Raw genomic sequence first — 16,521 nt, forward strand, 5'->3', positions numbered from 1 at the left:
ATTGATACACAAATAATCACAAGTATATAAATAATAATTATTTTCACACAATTATTAATTTCAATTTACTGCCAGTTTTTATTGTTAGTTTAATTCACGTAAGGTTTATTGAACAACTATTGAAAATTTTTTTTAAAAATCCAACACATATTTTTATATTATTGCTATTATTCTCATTCTTATTTTGTTTTCTTACTTCTTTTAGTTTTATTACAATTAAAACTTTATTAACAGTAATTTTTCTTTTTCTTTTTCGAAATAAAAATAAACTAAATACCCACGCATTAATTGGCATAATTTGTATTTTTTATTTTCACCAAACATTATTTTTTCATTAGGGTTTATATACTCTTTTTTGATAACTTTTGCTATTGAACTATATGTAGTAAAAAGAGAAGTTGTTAAATCGGAAACAAAAATTACTTTTTTGGAGTGACAAGTGTTTATTTTTTTATCCTCAATTCCGATTTCCATATACATTAATCATCTTTTCTCATTTTTCCAATTAGTTTATCCAGTTGCATTTTTTTACCCGCTATTATTTATTTGATTTATGTCATTGTTTATAGTTTGAATACCGGACATAAATCATATTCTTTGACTATTTAATTATTCTTTCGAAAAATTTATGGATTGATCTGGTAAACAATTTTCTTTTATTAAAATTAATATTAATGTTTATTGAATTTTTGGTTATTATTTTATTTTTATAAATATTCTAATATGTGATAAAATTATTTATTTTCATAAAATATTATATAATTACTTAATGAAAAGAGGTAAAAGTGTCAAAAAACTATTCAGTATATAGTGTTGTGTTTACTTTTTCTCAAATGCGCGTTTTGAAGAAATTAGTAAAAACTAGTTCTATCTTTAAAGATAGTATAGAAAAACTAATTAGTATTCAATATGCTATTGAGGAAAATGTTAATACTGCAGAAGGCTTAGCACAAATTGAAAAAATAGCAGACTTATATTGTTCTAAAACCGGAAGTAATTTAGAAATTCTAGAAATAGATCCGAGCGAATTAACGCAAAATAATATTGATACATTAATGAACTCTTTAAAAGTTTTTACTTATAACTTGCTAAAAATAAGTGTTGACTACTTAACTATCGAAAATGAAGAACAATTTAATATTCAATACGAAACGTCACTGCAAGCCATCCAAGATGAACCGATTGAACCCAATAAACTTCAAAATCCAACCACTTCTGAATCAGTTCAACCATCAATGTCACAACAAAGCGTTGTGGATTTGCGTGAAAAAATTAAAAACTTTAATCCTTTTGATAATGTTTGAAAACATATTATTAGAGTAAAAAAATCAATTGGTTGATTATATATTGCTTTTATTTTGACCGGATTTCTTTTTCAAGGATTCTTAATTGCTTATTATAGCTGTTTACATGTTCAAGCTAAAGATCAAAGTAATAATTGGGTTACTCCAACAGTTTGACAGTGAATTGAAATGCTTTTAATTAGTCAAGTATTATGAGCTGTAGCGATTAAAGGTGTAATTTCGTGAATTTATTTGAAAAAACCGAAAACTGTTAAAGAAAAATTTGAATTTAGTCTTCTTTGAGGTGGATTATCGATAATTTATGTGGCATTTGTTATTTTTGATAGTGCTTCTACAATGAATTCATTGTTATACCCATCAACTGGTCAAACAGCCCCATTAATAAGAACTAATTTAACAAACATTTTAGAAATATGTTCTTTAATTTCATTAATTATGGGTTGAGTGGTAGGAGGAATCATTGTAATTCTTTCTATCATTGGGATTGTTAATCGTCCAAAAATTAATCAAGAAAAATTTCAAAAATTTATAAATGAACAATCTCATCTCGCTCAAATGAATCAGGTTTCAAATCAAAGCAATGAACAAGGAACTTTTAATAGAAATATGCCTGATAAAAATGATGATGAATCAACAAGCAATGTTGAAAATAATCCTGAATCAGTGAATAACGAATAATAAAAAACTCACCATAATTGGTGAGTTTTATTTTCTAATTAATTTATATTATTGAGAAGATTTAGCTTGGTAAGTCATTATTTGTGATTTTTTACGAGCTGCGTTATTTTGTTTAATTAAACCTTTAGATGCACAATTATCAATATATGAAATAACTTCGTTTTTTAATTCAGTAGCATTTGGATTTGCAGTGTCAACAGATGCTTTGTATTTTTTAATTAAAGTACGTAGTTTTGAAATTTTTTGTCTATTTGCACTATTAGTTGTTTCATTTTGTTTATTTCTTTTTATTTGTGATTTAATGTTTGCCATTCGTTCTCCTTAATTTACTAATATAATATAGCAAAATGTATTATACTATTAATTAAAATGTATGTAAATATCTAAATAGCGGAATGTCAAAACAAGTCCAAATAGTTTATGATGGTTTGATTTAGTTATAATAAATACATAACAATAGAGAGAAGAGGATTTTATGGATGCATTCGCATCACTATTGGGAGTAATTCAAACTTTAGCAATTATTTTAATAATAGCTTTGGTTATATTAACTTTTTTCCTTCCATTTAAATTTAGAATCTTTGTAATTATTATTTTCGGTATTCTACTACTAGTTCAAGCTCTATTGCCTATTACAGGTCACTTTAAGGATTCATTTTTATTCTTTATATTACATGGATTGCATATCGTTAGTTAAAATGAATTTTTTATTTGAAGAAACAAAGAAAAACAAAGTAGTAGAACAAGAAACCGTCGTGATCACTATTCCTAGTGGGAAAAAGAAATCATTCTTTTCTCGTTTGATACCGAAATGATTAAGATCTAAAGGGGGCAAAGATGCTAAAAAACAATACTAACATTATTATCAAAACAACAAACGCCAATAAACGTTATAAATGTAGTAAAGTAGTCGTTCACGAAAGTAGTTCTAAGAACGGTAATTACTTATACTCATTTGATATAAAAAGAGTAAGCAAGCGTCCGTTATCAGAAATCGAAAAATTAATTAAATCAGTAGAACGAAGTTTAATGAATGAATTCGAAAATTAAAACTACCATCATTACTAAATCAGATTTTTTAAATTATATAAAGTGCCATCGCAGGTGCTTTTTATTTTTTACAAAGGGTCAAAAATCTAATTATCAAAATTTACCAAACCAAGACGCAGAATTAATTACGAAATTAATTGACGAACAAAATATTGACGAATTATTTGTGGATGAAAATGAAAATGAAGGAGTAATGGTTGGGAAGTATGCTCATAATTATTTTCGTGATGTGTATCAAAACACTAAATCCATTAATATAGACGACTATTCTAACGAACTTAAGGAAAGTAAAACATTAATGGCGATAAATGATCCAGAAATTGGAATAATTTTTGAGGCAACATTTTATTACAATAATGCCATCTGTAAAATTGATGCCTTGGTTAAGGCTGAAAATGGGCAGTTATTGATTTATGAAGTGAAAGCTTCCTCAAAACCAAAAACTAAATATGCTTATGATGTTTTATACCAAAAAATAATATTACAAAAATTGGGACATCAAATAGCACAATGTTATTTAGTTCATCTAAATAAAAATTATATTCTAAAAGACAAACTTGAATTAAGTGAATTATTTGTGCCAGCGATAAAATATTATGATAATGAAACTGGAAAAAACGCAGAAGAAATAGCGAACTACGAAGGTCATTTGTTTAATGATTTTGAAGTAATTATTGATGAAATTATTAAAATTAAAAATCAATGAAATCAAATAGAGAATGTTGATAATTCGAGTGAAATATATAGTGAAAAAAATACAGAACTAAAACAAGGATGTGAAATATTTTCATATTATAATGGCGGGGTACGAAATGGTTGTTCACTATTTGGTGCAAAATGCGAAGCATTTAATTATTGTTTAAAAAAGTACAACGATGTTGATTTTCTTAATAGTGTTTTTTCTTTTAATGGCCTAAAGTTTCCAAAAAAAATGTACATGTATAGCACTGGTTATAAATATGTTACTGACTTAAGTGATTATAAGTTAATAGAATTCGAATTAAATGATAATGCGAAAAATTATTGAGAAGCATGTCATTCACCAAACGGGATTTTTGTTAAAAAAGAAGAATTAAAACATTATTTATCAACAAATTATATTTATCCTATCTATATGTTGGATTTTGAAGGCGTAATGTTTGGAATTCCGATTTTAAAAGGGACATCCTCTTTTAATACATTAACATTCCAATATAGTATTCATATAATAATAAAACCAGATAATACATATCAATCTTACGATGAACGCCGCGATAGTGATTTAATACATTGCGAATACATTGCGGATTTATCGAAAGAAGATTTTAGAATTGAGCTAATTGATAAATTAATTTTTGATCTAAATAGGGAAGGTCACGGCCCTATTGTAGCTTTTTTCAAAGCTTATGAAGAAGCAAGGATTAACGATTTAATTAAATATCTAGAACTCGACAAAAATAAAAACAGAGAGCAAATAGATGCACTAAGATCAATAAAATCTCGCATTATTGATTTACAAGATATTTTTAAGAAAGAAAAATTATTTGATTGCAAATTATTCAATGGGAGCTATAGTATTAAAAAAGTTTTACCAGCTTTAGATCCAAAATTTTCATATAAAGGCCTAGAAATACAAAATGGTTTAGCAGCAACAGAAGCATTTAGATATTATTATACTGAAAAGTTTTTTTTGAAAAATCCTTCTTTTAAAGAAGAGGAGTGGAAAAAAACGCAAAAAAATTTACTAAAATATTGCTATTTAGACACTTTAGCGATGGTTGTTATTTATGAAAAAATGAAAAAAATAGTAAATTTAAATACCTAATATTTTTTTAGATAAAATTAAATATATGTTAAGAAAAATTGCCAGTTTATCTGAGTTTCGCGGATGAAATTTTCGCAAAAAACAAAATTTTCCTCAAACAATTTATACAATAGTAATTATTGTTACTTGCTTAACATCAATTATTGTTACAATAGCGTCCTTTAATAAGGATAGTAGTCATTCAACAATGTATTTTCAAGACATTGTTTTCTTGGTAATTTTTAGTTTTGACTGAATTGCTAACGCTTTAAAAAATTATTATAAAAATGAAGATAAAAAAATTCGCTATTTAATATTGTTTTTTCCTAGTTCATTATTTATTTTAGCTTCAATACTGCCATCAATAATCGGTCTACTAATAGCTTTTGATTGTATAAAACCAACTAGAGGTTTGGATGGCATTTCTTTATTAAGAGTTTTGCGTTTAATTTACATTATGAAATATTTAGAATTAATAGGTTTATTTGTAATGATCTTTAAAATGAAATTAAAATTATTTCTTGGTTGAGGAGTATTTTTACTAATTATTTTAACTACATTTGCAATTTCTATTTATGTTTCTGAACCGCAATTATCGTTTTGAAATTCAATGTACTATAGCATTATTGTAATGTCAACAATTGGGCTTGGCGATATAGCTCCAACAAATACAATTAGTCAAGTTTTAACTGCAGCTTTTGGTTTTGTTGGTGGATTAATGTATACATCATTTGGAGCGTTAATTATTACTAGTATTTTGGAAATCGGGGCAGGTTCGTTTGAGGAGATTAACAAACTAACAAAAGGATCTAAAAAATTCGAAGTTGAAGACAGTTCTTGAGAAGAAAAAAAACATGAACAAAAAGATAAATAAACAAAATATTAATCATGATTCAAAAAAAGAAAGTTGATATCTATTAGATAGCATAATTAGTTCTTTTTCAAGACCAAAAATTCTTGTCAAAAATTTATTAAAACGCCCTCATATTTCTGTTGTAGAAATTATTTTTGATGTTTTTATTATTGCCAGTTTTCGACATATTTCAAGTAATTTATCATTTGACTTTTTTACTAATAATATTTATGGGAAAAACAACCCACCTATTCCAGAGCAAGTTTATGTAACAATATTTTTTATTATGCAATTTTTATTGTTATGAATAGCATGATTTTTTATGATTTACTTTGTTCAATGATTTGAAAATTATGGTATTAAATCAAAAGTTTTGTTCATTATTGTATTTTTAGCAGCATCATTTTTCCTAGCAACACAGTATATGTTTAATTCACATGAAGTTTTGTTATTTTTCAAGAGTAATTTTTATGATCTTATGATATTAAATTTGTTTGGAATTTTATTTTTATTTATTTCCTTGCTTATCATGTTCATTTCTAGTTTTCACGAATTAGGTGAACATCAAGAAAATGTTTTAAAGTATTTCTTGAAAATTATTCAGAATGGATTTATTGTAGTTATTTCTTTAGCAGCTATTGGAATTATTTTATTATTTACTATTCAAAATATTGTTATGTTGTGAATAACATTATTCATTATTGCCCTAATAATAGGGGTAATGTTTTTTACATTTGAACGTATTTTACATTATCAAAAAAGACCTAATATATTAATGTTGCCGTTTAAAACTAATCACCTAATTGAACGTTGTACATTAATGTTTTGTGTTGCGATCGGGGAAAGTATTATTAACTTTTATGAGGCGGTAGGTCAAAATATTATATCTACTAATATGAACACTGATTACTTCAAGATCATTTTATTAATAGTTGCGACAACATTATTGGTTTTGGCATTGTGATGAATATACATTGATCGTGTTTGAACAATTAGATTTCATGAACAAATTATTGATAGTAGAACTTATTTAATTTCAAATTTACTAGTTATTACTGGTGTAGTTTTAATGGCTGGAGGATTGGCAAATATAGCAGAAAACTTTTTGGATGATAGTAATATTGGAGATTCATCTATATTTTGTTTAGGTTTTGCGTTATTTTTTGTTGCCATTTCTTGGGTTTCAGCGACAAAAAATCTTATTCACCAACGCGGAAATGTAATTTTAAAATCATCTTGATCGATGTTATTTGCTGTTGACTCAATCGTTATTTCAACATTATCTTTATTAGCAATTAAATTAGATACAACTATTAATAACTCGTTTTTTATTTTGATTATTTTGACAGGTTTATCATTTATTTCTGTCTTTATTGGAACGTGAGGTTGATACAAATCAACATGAATGCGTGCTCTAAATAAAATTCATTTAAATATAAAACAGATTGAAGAATAGAAATAATTTACTATTATAATTTATTCTATTATAATTATCCTTGATATATATGCCACCAATTTGACATTTCATGGCTGTAGCAGCCTTTATCGGACCGCTAATATTTGCCATTATTATTTTTTTAGCAGAAAATGAATAATATTATGAATATTGCTTTTTTGGGCACCACTTTTTACGCATCAGAAGTTCTTCAAACAATTTTAAAAAACCCATTAATTAATGTAATCTTAGTTGTTACACCAACTGATAAAAGATGCGATCGAAAAGGACAAGTAATTTTAGGAGAAGTTGCCATTCTTGCAAAACAAGCTAATATCTCGCTTTTACAAACAGAAAACATTAACGATCATTTAGAATACTTAAAAAGTATGAATATTCAGTATATCCTAACTTGTGCTTTTGGGCAATTTATTAAGAAACCAATTTTAGATTCATTCACATGTATTAATATTCATCCTTCGTTATTACCAAAATACCGTGGTGGAGCACCAATTAATTGAGCATTAATTAATGGAGAAGTAAGAACAGGAGTTTCAATTATTGAAATGACACCAAAAATGGATGCAGGGTTAGTTTTTTTTCAAGAAGTAATTCCAATTGAATCAACAGACAATTTTTATTCCTTAGAAAAAAAGTTGATTTTTTTAACATGCGTAAAAATTAACAGTTGATTGATCAACATTCATGAATTAAATTATCAACCAAAATTGCAAAACGATACCAAAGCAACTTTTGGTTTAAATATTAAAAAAGAAGATTTACAAATTAATTGAAGCAAAACTTCCGAAGAAATTTATAATCAAATTCGCGGATTAAATAACATAGGAGCATTCACTTACTATTTACGAGATGGGCAAAGATATTTATTGAAAATTTTTACTTCTAAAATTTGCGACACAAAGGAAAGTAATGCAAATTATGGTGAAGTATTGCAATTTAGTAATGGAATGTTTATTATAAAAACTGGAGACTCAGCGCTAATGGCGTTGGAGATTCAAGTCGAAAACAAAACCAAACAAGAAGCAAAAACTTTTTTAAATGGATTTCGTGGTATTAAAGTAGGAGATGTCCTTGTTTAAAAGAATGAATACATTAGATATTGCTGTTTATTCGATACTAGCTGCAGTTTACTTTGTTGCAACTGCATTTTTAAAATTCGCTCCAAGTGGAACATTTTATTGAGATTTCACTGATTCAATCTTAATTTTGACAATTTTTCTATATCCAAGAAGAAATTATTTATTATGCGTTATTTCTGCTTTTATAGGATACGGTATGGCTGATTTATACGCTGGAGAACCAATTTATATTCCGGCTACATTTTTTACGCGATTTATCACAATTACCTTATTTTTTATATTTTTTGAAAAAATAATTGAAAAACCATATTTTAAGAAACACAATCAATTTGTTCCTCTTTATGCTTTTGTTGTGGTCTTAATTACTCAAATTATTATGGTTTTAACTTATTTTATTTGAGATTTGATTTGTTTTAATATGTCTTTAGCTATTGAAGACCTAATTATTAATATTGTTCAGTTAGCAACTGTTGCTATTATTATTTCAGTAGTTTTTATTTTAAAAGCATCATTATTCAAAAGTATTGCCAATTGCAATGAAAATACCATTTTTACAATTGATTTAACGTCAGATGATTCTGAAATTAAAAACAAAACTTACAAAAATTAATAATTTTTTAATAAATTAGAAAAATGAATTATCATAATAATAATTGAAAAGTTAGGACTGATAAATGAAAAATAAGAAAATCAATAAATGAATTGTGATGTTTTTACTTTATTTTGGTGTAGGAACAATATTATTTTTATCATCAATTTTATTCAAATTAGGATTAGGCACAGGAGATTCATGATACATTAATTTATCTGATGTAGTGTTAATTATTTTTTTATTATATATTTCCAAAACTTATTATAATGTTTGAATGTTTTACGGGATGGCAATTATAGCTTCTTTTTTTACCTTCTTATATCAATGAATATTGAATGATTGATTTTTACCAGAAAGTTTTTTAGGATTCATTCCGATGATTTTATCGACACTAATATTGATTACACTAGTGAATATCGCTGTTAACAATAAATATAAAGTTCTAAAAAAATTTAATTTAACAACAAACATTATTTCAGCTATTTTTATTGGTGAACTTATTAAAGTATTAATAATGACAATATTTTTACTTATTGCGACAACCGACGTTAAAGAACGTTTAGAATCAATTTTTTCCACTGTTGTATTGGCGACGATTTCGTTTATGATTTCTTCAACTGTGATAATTTTATCAAGTAAAAGAAATTCCATTTTTCATCTTACAATGAAGAAAAATAAGTCTTTAGATAAACAAAACAGTAAATTTTAGAACTATCGTTAAAAATAATAAATAACCAATTAAGTTAAAAAAACCTTATAATAATAATAAGGTTATTTAAAACTTAAAGGAGGCTACATTGTTAGCAATTTTAAGATTAGTTGGAAAAATTTCATCATTTATCGCTGGTATAGGAGCTTTGACATTATCGGGTTTATTTATTTATTTAGCTGTAGATTACAGCAAAATAGATTCAATGAGTTCGGGTAGTTCGATTGTGAAAGATATTCATAAAATTGTGATGGATATTTTTAATGGGGTATTAGCTTTTATTCCTGTTATTAAAAACTGAATATCAGAAAACCAAACTGCATTTATTGTTTTTGCCGTTGTTTTTGCCTTATTAGGACTATGAGTATTTTTTATTTCTATTTCAAATAAAAAAATCAATAATTTATTGGAGATCGGAATTGGGGTAGTTACATTATTATTTGTAAGTTGAATTATTGCCATTTTCTTCTTAGTGGGAGGAGTTTTAAAATTATTTACACCAAAAACTAAAACTATTAATGAATTATTGAAATCGATTAGTCAAAAAAGAAATAAACCACAATCAACTAATACGATAAATTCAAACCAAGCCAATACTAATCCAAACAACACCATCAATACTCAAACAAATAATTTTCGTAATGATAGTAACAACAACATTATTTAATTGTTTTCGGAAAAGATTTTTATAAAAGCACTTGTATTGGTGCTTTTTTTATTTTCTTTAATGTTATAAACTTATATAAGTATTTATGAATAAGAAAAACATTCGAAATTTTTGCATCATTGCTCATATTGATCACGGGAAAAGCACATTAGCTGATCGTATTTTAGAACACACTAAAAAAATCAAAGTAAAAAGTGCTCAATTACTTGATGACATGGAATTAGAAAAAGAACGTGGTATTACAATTAAATTAAACACAGTTACTTTAAACTATATCGATCCAAGAACTGATATTCCGTATAAATTACATCTTATCGACACACCTGGTCATGTTGATTTTAATTATGAAGTAAGTCGTAGTTTAGCTGCTTGTGAAGGTGCAATATTAGTTGTTGATAGTTCACAAGGTGTTCAAGCGCAAACAATTTCTAATGTTTACTTGGCGATTGATAATAATTTGGAAATTATTCCAGTTTTAAATAAGATAGATTTGCCACAAGCACGACCAGATGACATTAAACGGGAAATTGAAAACATTATCGGCATAGATTGTACGGATGCTCCTTTAATCTCAGCAAAAACTGGTTTAAACATTGAAGATGTTTTTAATGCAATTATTGATCGCATTCCGTCGCCAAATGGAGACGAAAATAAACCACTACAAGCTCTAATTTTTGATAGTTACTATGATAACCACCGCGGTGTTGTCATTTTGATTTGTGTAAAAGAGGGAAATATTAAGATCGGTGATGAATTAAAGTTTATTCATTCGAAACATACTTTTAAAATAACTAATATTACTATTAAAACACCTGAGATTCGTGAGATTCGTTCTTTAGAAGCTGGTGATATTGGAATGGTTTCTGGAAACATTAAAGATGTTTCTTATGTGAAAATCGGAGATACACTAGTTCATGCAAGCAACAAGAACCCGCAATCGTTACCCGGGTACAAAGTTTTAAAACCAATGGTCTTTATGGGAATATTTCCTGTTGAAAGAGAAGATTATGAACAACTTCGTGATGCTCTAGCAAAAATTAGTTTAAGTGATTCAAGTTTAACTTATGAACAAGATTCATCTGATGCTTTGGGATTTGGATACCGTTGTGGATTTTTAGGTTTATTACATGCTGAAATTATTCAAGAACGTTTAGAACGCGAATATAATTTAAAATTAATTGCCACAGCCCCTTCAGTTCAATATCACATTACAACTAAAAAGGGAGAACAATTTTCATTAGATAACCCTAAAAATCTCCCTCCTTTACAAAACATTAGTTCAATCTCTGAACCATACGTTAATGCTCGTATAATTACTCCTATTGATTTCATCGGTAATGTTTTAACTTTAGCAGCAGATGCTCGTGGTATCTATATTACAACTAATATCATCGATGATACTCGTCATGAATTGGTTTACGAATTTCCACTTTCGGAAATTATTTTTGATTTTTTCAATAATTTAAAATCAGCATCAAAAGGATATGCATCTTTTGATTATGAATTTAAAGAATATAAGATTAGTGATTTGGCGAAAATGGAAATTTTAATTAATGGGGAAGTTGTTGATCCTCTAAGTATGATTACACATAAAGAAAAAGCTTATTATCGCGGGAAACATATTTGCGAACGTTTAAAAGAATTAATTCCAAAAAAACAATTTGAAATTCCTATTCAAGCAGCAATTAATAATAAAGTTATTGCTCGTGAAACTATCAAAGCTTATAGAAAAAATGTTTTGGCTAAATGTTATGGAGGAGATATTTCTCGTAAAAGAAAACTTCTAGAAAAACAAAAAGAGGGAAAAAAACGTATGAAAATGGTGGGAAGCGTTGAGATTCCACAAACAGCATTTTTATCTGTTTTAAACATTGGGGATAAAAATAACAAAAAATAAAGTATTCTTTTTACAAAATAATTTTTAGTAAGTTAGTATTAAATTAGTAATTATGGAAAACACATTTCTAAACGATATATTTGCCGAGAAAATTGAAGAAAAATTTACAGACAAAGAATACTTAAGTAAGCAAGAGATAATGCAATACCTTGGGCATGATTATAATGAAAATGTATGGAAAAATATTACTAATTATCGTTTAAAATTACGACGCCACACAGATTTAAGTCATTTAATTCGTGGAGTTAAAGTGACGTTTTTTTATACATATAGTCATTTTCTAATTAAAAAAATGGATGAAGTTAGTCATTTGCTCGGAAATGCTAACGCTAAAGTATTGGAAATGAAAATTAATAATATCGTTCAGGGAACTAATGATTATGCTCAATTGATTGAGGAATATCAAAATTCTGAATGAAATCTTTTAGTTAACACCACTATTAATGAAAATGATTTAATTAGTTCCAAAAATCGATTAAATGATCAAAAAGAGATTTTTGCAAATTTATTTTCAGCTGAATATTTTCAAAGTCCTGAAAAATATGATGCTAAATTAATTCATAAATGATTATCCGCTTTTAATATTTATCATGGCTATACTTTTCGTAAAAAAAATTATATTGACTCTAATTTTTATACTACACATGTTCGTTGTAACGATATTCCTAGCCATTTTCAAGAATTAATTAGTTATGTTAACGAAAATTCCAAAGAACCGTTATTAATAAAAGCATCATTAGTATTTTTATATGTTCGTTTGGGAATAATTTTCGAAGAAGGAAACGATATTGCAGCTCTTTTATCTTTTTATTATGTAATTGCCAAAGAATATCCTAATTTAACGCCGTTTATTTTATCAGCGCAAACAATTATTAATAATTTTGCTTCAAAAATTTCATTAAGTTTGAAACATGTAAACACACATGATTATGATGCAACATTCATCATTATTGCTTTACTGAATATGTTAGAAACTCATTTGAAAGGATTAATTGCTAGAACTCATATCAATAAAGATAACATTCAAGATATTATTCCAATCGAAAAACAAATTAGCAATTTACATGAGAATTTTCCTTTGTTAACTCAAAAAGAATTAGAATTTTACGTTAAATATGCTCAAGAAAATAAATATTATGATGTGAAAGATTATCAAAAATTTGCTAGTTGCTCATATGAGACAGCAAGAACATCAATGCAAAGCATGAACGAACAAAATTTATTAGAAAAAATTAAAATTTCAAAAAAATTTGTTTATAAAAAAATTTCTAAACAAAAGTAGAAAATTTATTTATTTATAATAAAACAAAGAGGAAAATGTGAATTTTTTAGAGATTAATATATTTGGAAAAACAGGCGACCCACTAGTAATATTACTGGTTTCAATATTAGGCGGAGTCGTCCTTTATAATTTATTTTTAGTAGGGTGTTTATTTTTTACATCAGTAAAAATTAAAAAATTAAAAGCAAACAGAAACTATGAAGATGAAGTTAAATTAGAAAAATTACAATCAAAATTAGTTCAACAAGAAGAAGCGATTAAAAAACGTGAAGAAGAATTTGAAAACCATGTAGATGAGTGAAATTCTAAAGAAATGGAATTAGGTACTAACGAAGCAAAATTTGAAATCGAAAATTTAAAAGAAAAAGACTGAAAAAAAGTTGAACAATATATTGAAGAACATCCGGAAGATTGAGTGAATTTTGCATTAAAAATAAACCCAAAATCACGTTTTTGATTAGGGATAAAAGCGCAATTAGAAGGAAAAACTGTTTCTCAAGAAATTAAATTAGAAAAAAAATCTATTCCACTAACTCGTGACGAAACTGATATGCAGGAACAACAACTAGAATCCGATGTTGTCAAAACCATTCCGACACCAACAATTAAAAAAGGGTGATTTAAAAGTAGACCACAAGCAGAAACACCTTTTGAATCTACACCTGTTGCGCAACCTGATGAACAATCACCAGATCCAATTCCAGTTGTTGAAGAAAAAAGAGGATGATTTGGTAGAAGAAAACAACAACAATCACTGAATACTTCTCAAGAAGTGGTCACTCCTCCGATTCAACAACAATCATCACCTTCAGCACAAAATATTAGTTCAAACGAACAATCGTTCATCGCCAGTTGTGAAAATTTAACAAAAGAAATTGATACAAATGATAATTTTCACGAAGATAAAATGATTTTTAAGCAAGATTTTGAAGTTGAGTCTGATATCTATAAAAAACCATTAGATGATGATTTATTTGTTAATATGGATGATATCATCGGAGCAAAAGAAGAAGAGAAAAAAAATAAGTCTCAATCAACTCGTTTTAGTTTATTTAAAGGTCGACCAGATCGCATTATACCGTCAGTGAAGAAAAATATTTTCACCAACGCTTCTCCAAAAAAATTTGGAAATCGGAAAGAACAAGTTGAAGAGGATATAAAAACTCTTGAATTAGAATTAGAAAAGTAGAAAGGTAAAAAATATGGGGAATATTATTAACAATCCAAACAATCAAAACCCAACTGAAGAAAAACCAATTTCAACTTCCTTGGAAAGACCTGAACGTGGTTTTTTTGGACAGCATCGTCAATACCATGAAGATGAGAGAGAATACTTAATCACTAAGAGTGGTGTTAAAATTGATAACACTGATCCGTATTACTATATTCTTCTACAAATTTACCATTACAAAAATTATCTAAAATTTTATGCAGTAAGTAGCTTACTTGTTGGTTTAATATTAATTATTGTTGGAATGGTATTTGTAGCTATTGCTAATATCTCATTCATTGTAGCTATCATTGTGGGAGCAGTATTCCTAATTAATTCATTTCGTTACAATCACATTAAATATAAATTTATACGTAGTTTAAGATTATATTCAAGTACAGCTCCTAAATTCAAACAAGAAAAAACACCATTACCTAAATTTTTAAGTCAAGTGTATCGTTCATTAAGAAAACGTTTAATCACAACAAATATTGCTTGTGGAATTATTTATTTATTAAGTTTAAGTTATATTATTGTTTATCTAATTTTAGATAAACATAATATTCCGTCATCATTCTTTGTGAGCAGATTTTATGTAATAAGTGTTATTATTTTTGTTGCAACAATTCTTTATCATACTACAAATTTATATATTATTTACAAGCGTAAAACAGAAATTGAAATCATTTTTAATAAGGGTGATCAAATTCCGATTTGAAATATGAAGCATTATCTAAAAAGAAAAATGCAAAAAAAAGCTGAGGAACAAAATTTAAAAATGGATGTTGTTCAAAAAACAAGTCCAGTTTACGTTGAAGATGAAGATTAAAAATAATTTTCAACATTTATATATTCACGTTCCATTTTGTAAAAAAATTTGTGATTATTGTGATTTTTACAAAACAATTGATACCACAAAAACAGATCCTTACTTTCTAAGATTGGAAGAAGAATTAATTAAGTTCCAATCTAATCTTCAAAGTATAAAAACTATTTTTATTGGTGGCGGAACTCCAAATGTTTTTTCAAATGATGATCTAGAAAACTTTTTTTCAATATTAGAAAAGTATCTTGATACAAAAGTTAGTGAATTCACAACCGAATCAAATCCTGAATTTATTAATCTAGATCAAATTAAAATTTGGAAAAAATATCATATTAATCGAATAAGTATTGGAATTCAAAGTACTAATAGCAATTTGCTTGCTAATTACAACCGTTATCAAGATCAAGAATTAGAAAATAAGATAATGTTAATAAAAGAATATTTTACAAATGTTTCTTTCGATTTTATTTATAATTTCCCTGGTCAAACGTTAGAAGATATTAAGAATGATCTAGCATTTATTGCAAAACATAATCCTGATCATATTTCATGATATAGTTTAATTCTCAAAGATAAAACAATGCTAAAACATAAAAATATTAAATTAGATGAGGATAATGAAATTCTGTTTGCTGATTTTATTAAGCGAGAATTAAAAAAATTAGGATATGAAAATTATGAAGTAAGTAATTTTGCCAAGAACAAAAAATATGCTTGACACAATCTCGCTTATTGAACTTCCAAAGATTGATTAGGTGTTGGACCATCAGCTGCCACATTTTTTTACGATAATGAAGAAAAATGTTATGTCGAGGGTAGAAATACCGAAAGTATTGATAATTGAGTTTGTGAATATGAAAACTTATCTTCTCAAACGGCTGCTGCGCAAATTATTTATATGAATTTACGACTTCAAAAAGGTTGTGAATTAACAAATGAACGTATTCAAGAATCAATAAACATTCTATGAAATAAAATTGTGACTTTAGAAGAGACTAAATTGATTGAAAAAGAGGGGAATTATATGAAAGTAACTAAAAAAGGTAAAAATCTTCTTAATGATATTTTTGAATTTATGTTGGAATAATTTAAAAAGTTTTTAAATTATTTTTAATACAAAAATTGTTTATTATAA

Annotated in this window: 17 protein-coding genes; 15 read left to right on the forward strand and 2 right to left on the reverse strand. The window is 26.6% G+C overall.

Annotation, left to right across the window (positions count from 1 at the left end; genetic code table 4):
• Positions 1-216 precede the first annotated feature (216 nt).
• On the reverse strand, positions 217-480 hold the full coding sequence (locus ASO20_RS02825; protein WP_085056449.1) for a hypothetical protein: 264 nt from the start codon (positions 478-480) through the stop codon (positions 217-219).
• Positions 481-785: 305 nt separating this feature from the next.
• Here ASO20_RS02825 and ASO20_RS02830 point away from each other — a divergent pair, with 305 nt between their 5' ends.
• Positions 786-1,982 (forward strand): hypothetical protein, encoded by a 1,197-nt coding sequence (locus ASO20_RS02830; RefSeq protein WP_085056450.1) that lies wholly within the window; start codon positions 786-788, stop codon positions 1,980-1,982.
• A gap of 48 nt (positions 1,983-2,030) precedes the next feature.
• Here ASO20_RS02830 and rpsT read toward each other — a convergent pair whose 3' ends face one another.
• Positions 2,031-2,294, reverse strand: a complete 264-nt coding sequence (gene rpsT, locus ASO20_RS02835) for a 30S ribosomal protein S20 (protein ID WP_085056451.1) — start codon at positions 2,292-2,294, stop codon at positions 2,031-2,033.
• 386 nt (positions 2,295-2,680) lie between these two features.
• On the opposite strand from rpsT, the gene ASO20_RS03065 reads away from it, so the two are divergent.
• The 14 genes from ASO20_RS03065 to hemW all read left to right on the forward strand — a co-directional run bounded on the left by ASO20_RS03065 (position 2,681) and on the right by hemW (position 16,473).
• On the forward strand, positions 2,681-2,839 hold the full coding sequence (locus ASO20_RS03065) for a hypothetical protein (protein WP_232297028.1): 159 nt from the start codon (positions 2,681-2,683) through the stop codon (positions 2,837-2,839).
• Entirely contained in the window at positions 2,820-3,032 is a 213-nt protein-coding gene (locus tag ASO20_RS02845; protein WP_085056453.1) for a hypothetical protein, read from the forward strand. The genes ASO20_RS03065 and ASO20_RS02845 overlap by 20 nt, the downstream gene beginning before the upstream one ends.
• Positions 3,016-4,836 carry a DUF2779 domain-containing protein gene (locus ASO20_RS02850; protein ID WP_085056454.1) on the forward strand — a complete coding sequence of 607 codons (1,821 nt, stop codon included), beginning with the start codon at positions 3,016-3,018 and terminating at the stop codon, positions 4,834-4,836. Before ASO20_RS02845 ends, ASO20_RS02850 begins: the two co-directional genes overlap by 17 nt.
• A 25-nt stretch (positions 4,837-4,861) precedes the next feature.
• A complete protein-coding gene (locus tag ASO20_RS02855; RefSeq protein WP_085056455.1) occupies positions 4,862-5,689 on the forward strand; it encodes a potassium channel family protein in 828 nt (275 codons plus the stop codon).
• The gene (locus tag ASO20_RS02860) at positions 5,670-7,124 is read left to right on the forward strand and encodes a low temperature requirement protein A (protein ID WP_085056456.1); all 1,455 of its coding nucleotides are present in this window, start codon (positions 5,670-5,672) and stop codon (positions 7,122-7,124) included. The genes ASO20_RS02855 and ASO20_RS02860 overlap by 20 nt, the downstream gene beginning before the upstream one ends.
• Positions 7,125-7,267: 143 nt before the next feature.
• Entirely contained in the window at positions 7,268-8,203 is a 936-nt protein-coding gene (gene fmt / locus ASO20_RS02865; RefSeq protein ID WP_198140228.1) for a methionyl-tRNA formyltransferase, read from the forward strand.
• Between the two features lie 4 nt (positions 8,204-8,207).
• Entirely contained in the window at positions 8,208-8,813 is a 606-nt protein-coding gene (locus tag ASO20_RS02870; protein WP_232297029.1) for an ECF transporter S component, read from the forward strand.
• Positions 8,814-8,877: 64 nt separating this feature from the next.
• The gene (locus ASO20_RS02875) at positions 8,878-9,504 is read left to right on the forward strand and encodes a hypothetical protein (protein WP_085056459.1); all 627 of its coding nucleotides are present in this window, start codon (positions 8,878-8,880) and stop codon (positions 9,502-9,504) included.
• 88 nt (positions 9,505-9,592) lie between these two features.
• Positions 9,593-10,171 carry a hypothetical protein gene (locus ASO20_RS02880; protein ID WP_085056460.1) on the forward strand — a complete coding sequence of 193 codons (579 nt, stop codon included), beginning with the start codon at positions 9,593-9,595 and terminating at the stop codon, positions 10,169-10,171.
• An 85-nt stretch (positions 10,172-10,256) separates the two neighbouring features.
• Positions 10,257-12,068 carry a translation elongation factor 4 gene (gene lepA, locus ASO20_RS02885; RefSeq protein ID WP_085056461.1) on the forward strand — a complete coding sequence of 604 codons (1,812 nt, stop codon included), beginning with the start codon at positions 10,257-10,259 and terminating at the stop codon, positions 12,066-12,068.
• Positions 12,069-12,120: 52 nt separating this feature from the next.
• Positions 12,121-13,350: a hypothetical protein gene (locus tag ASO20_RS02890; RefSeq protein ID WP_085056462.1), complete on the forward strand. Its 1,230-nt coding sequence runs from the start codon at positions 12,121-12,123 to the stop codon at positions 13,348-13,350.
• A 37-nt stretch (positions 13,351-13,387) separates the two neighbouring features.
• Positions 13,388-14,539: a hypothetical protein gene (locus tag ASO20_RS02895; RefSeq protein WP_085056463.1), complete on the forward strand. Its 1,152-nt coding sequence runs from the start codon at positions 13,388-13,390 to the stop codon at positions 14,537-14,539.
• A gap of 13 nt (positions 14,540-14,552) precedes the next feature.
• Positions 14,553-15,389: a hypothetical protein gene (locus tag ASO20_RS02900; RefSeq protein WP_085056464.1), complete on the forward strand. Its 837-nt coding sequence runs from the start codon at positions 14,553-14,555 to the stop codon at positions 15,387-15,389.
• Positions 15,379-16,473: a radical SAM family heme chaperone HemW gene (gene hemW / locus ASO20_RS02905; protein ID WP_198140229.1), complete on the forward strand. Its 1,095-nt coding sequence runs from the start codon at positions 15,379-15,381 to the stop codon at positions 16,471-16,473. The genes ASO20_RS02900 and hemW overlap by 11 nt, the downstream gene beginning before the upstream one ends.
• The last annotated feature ends 48 nt before the right edge of the window (positions 16,474-16,521 follow it).

The organism is Mycoplasma sp. (ex Biomphalaria glabrata), from assembly GCF_001484045.1.
In the GTDB taxonomy this organism is placed as follows: Bacteria; Bacillota_I; Bacilli_A; order Mycoplasmatales.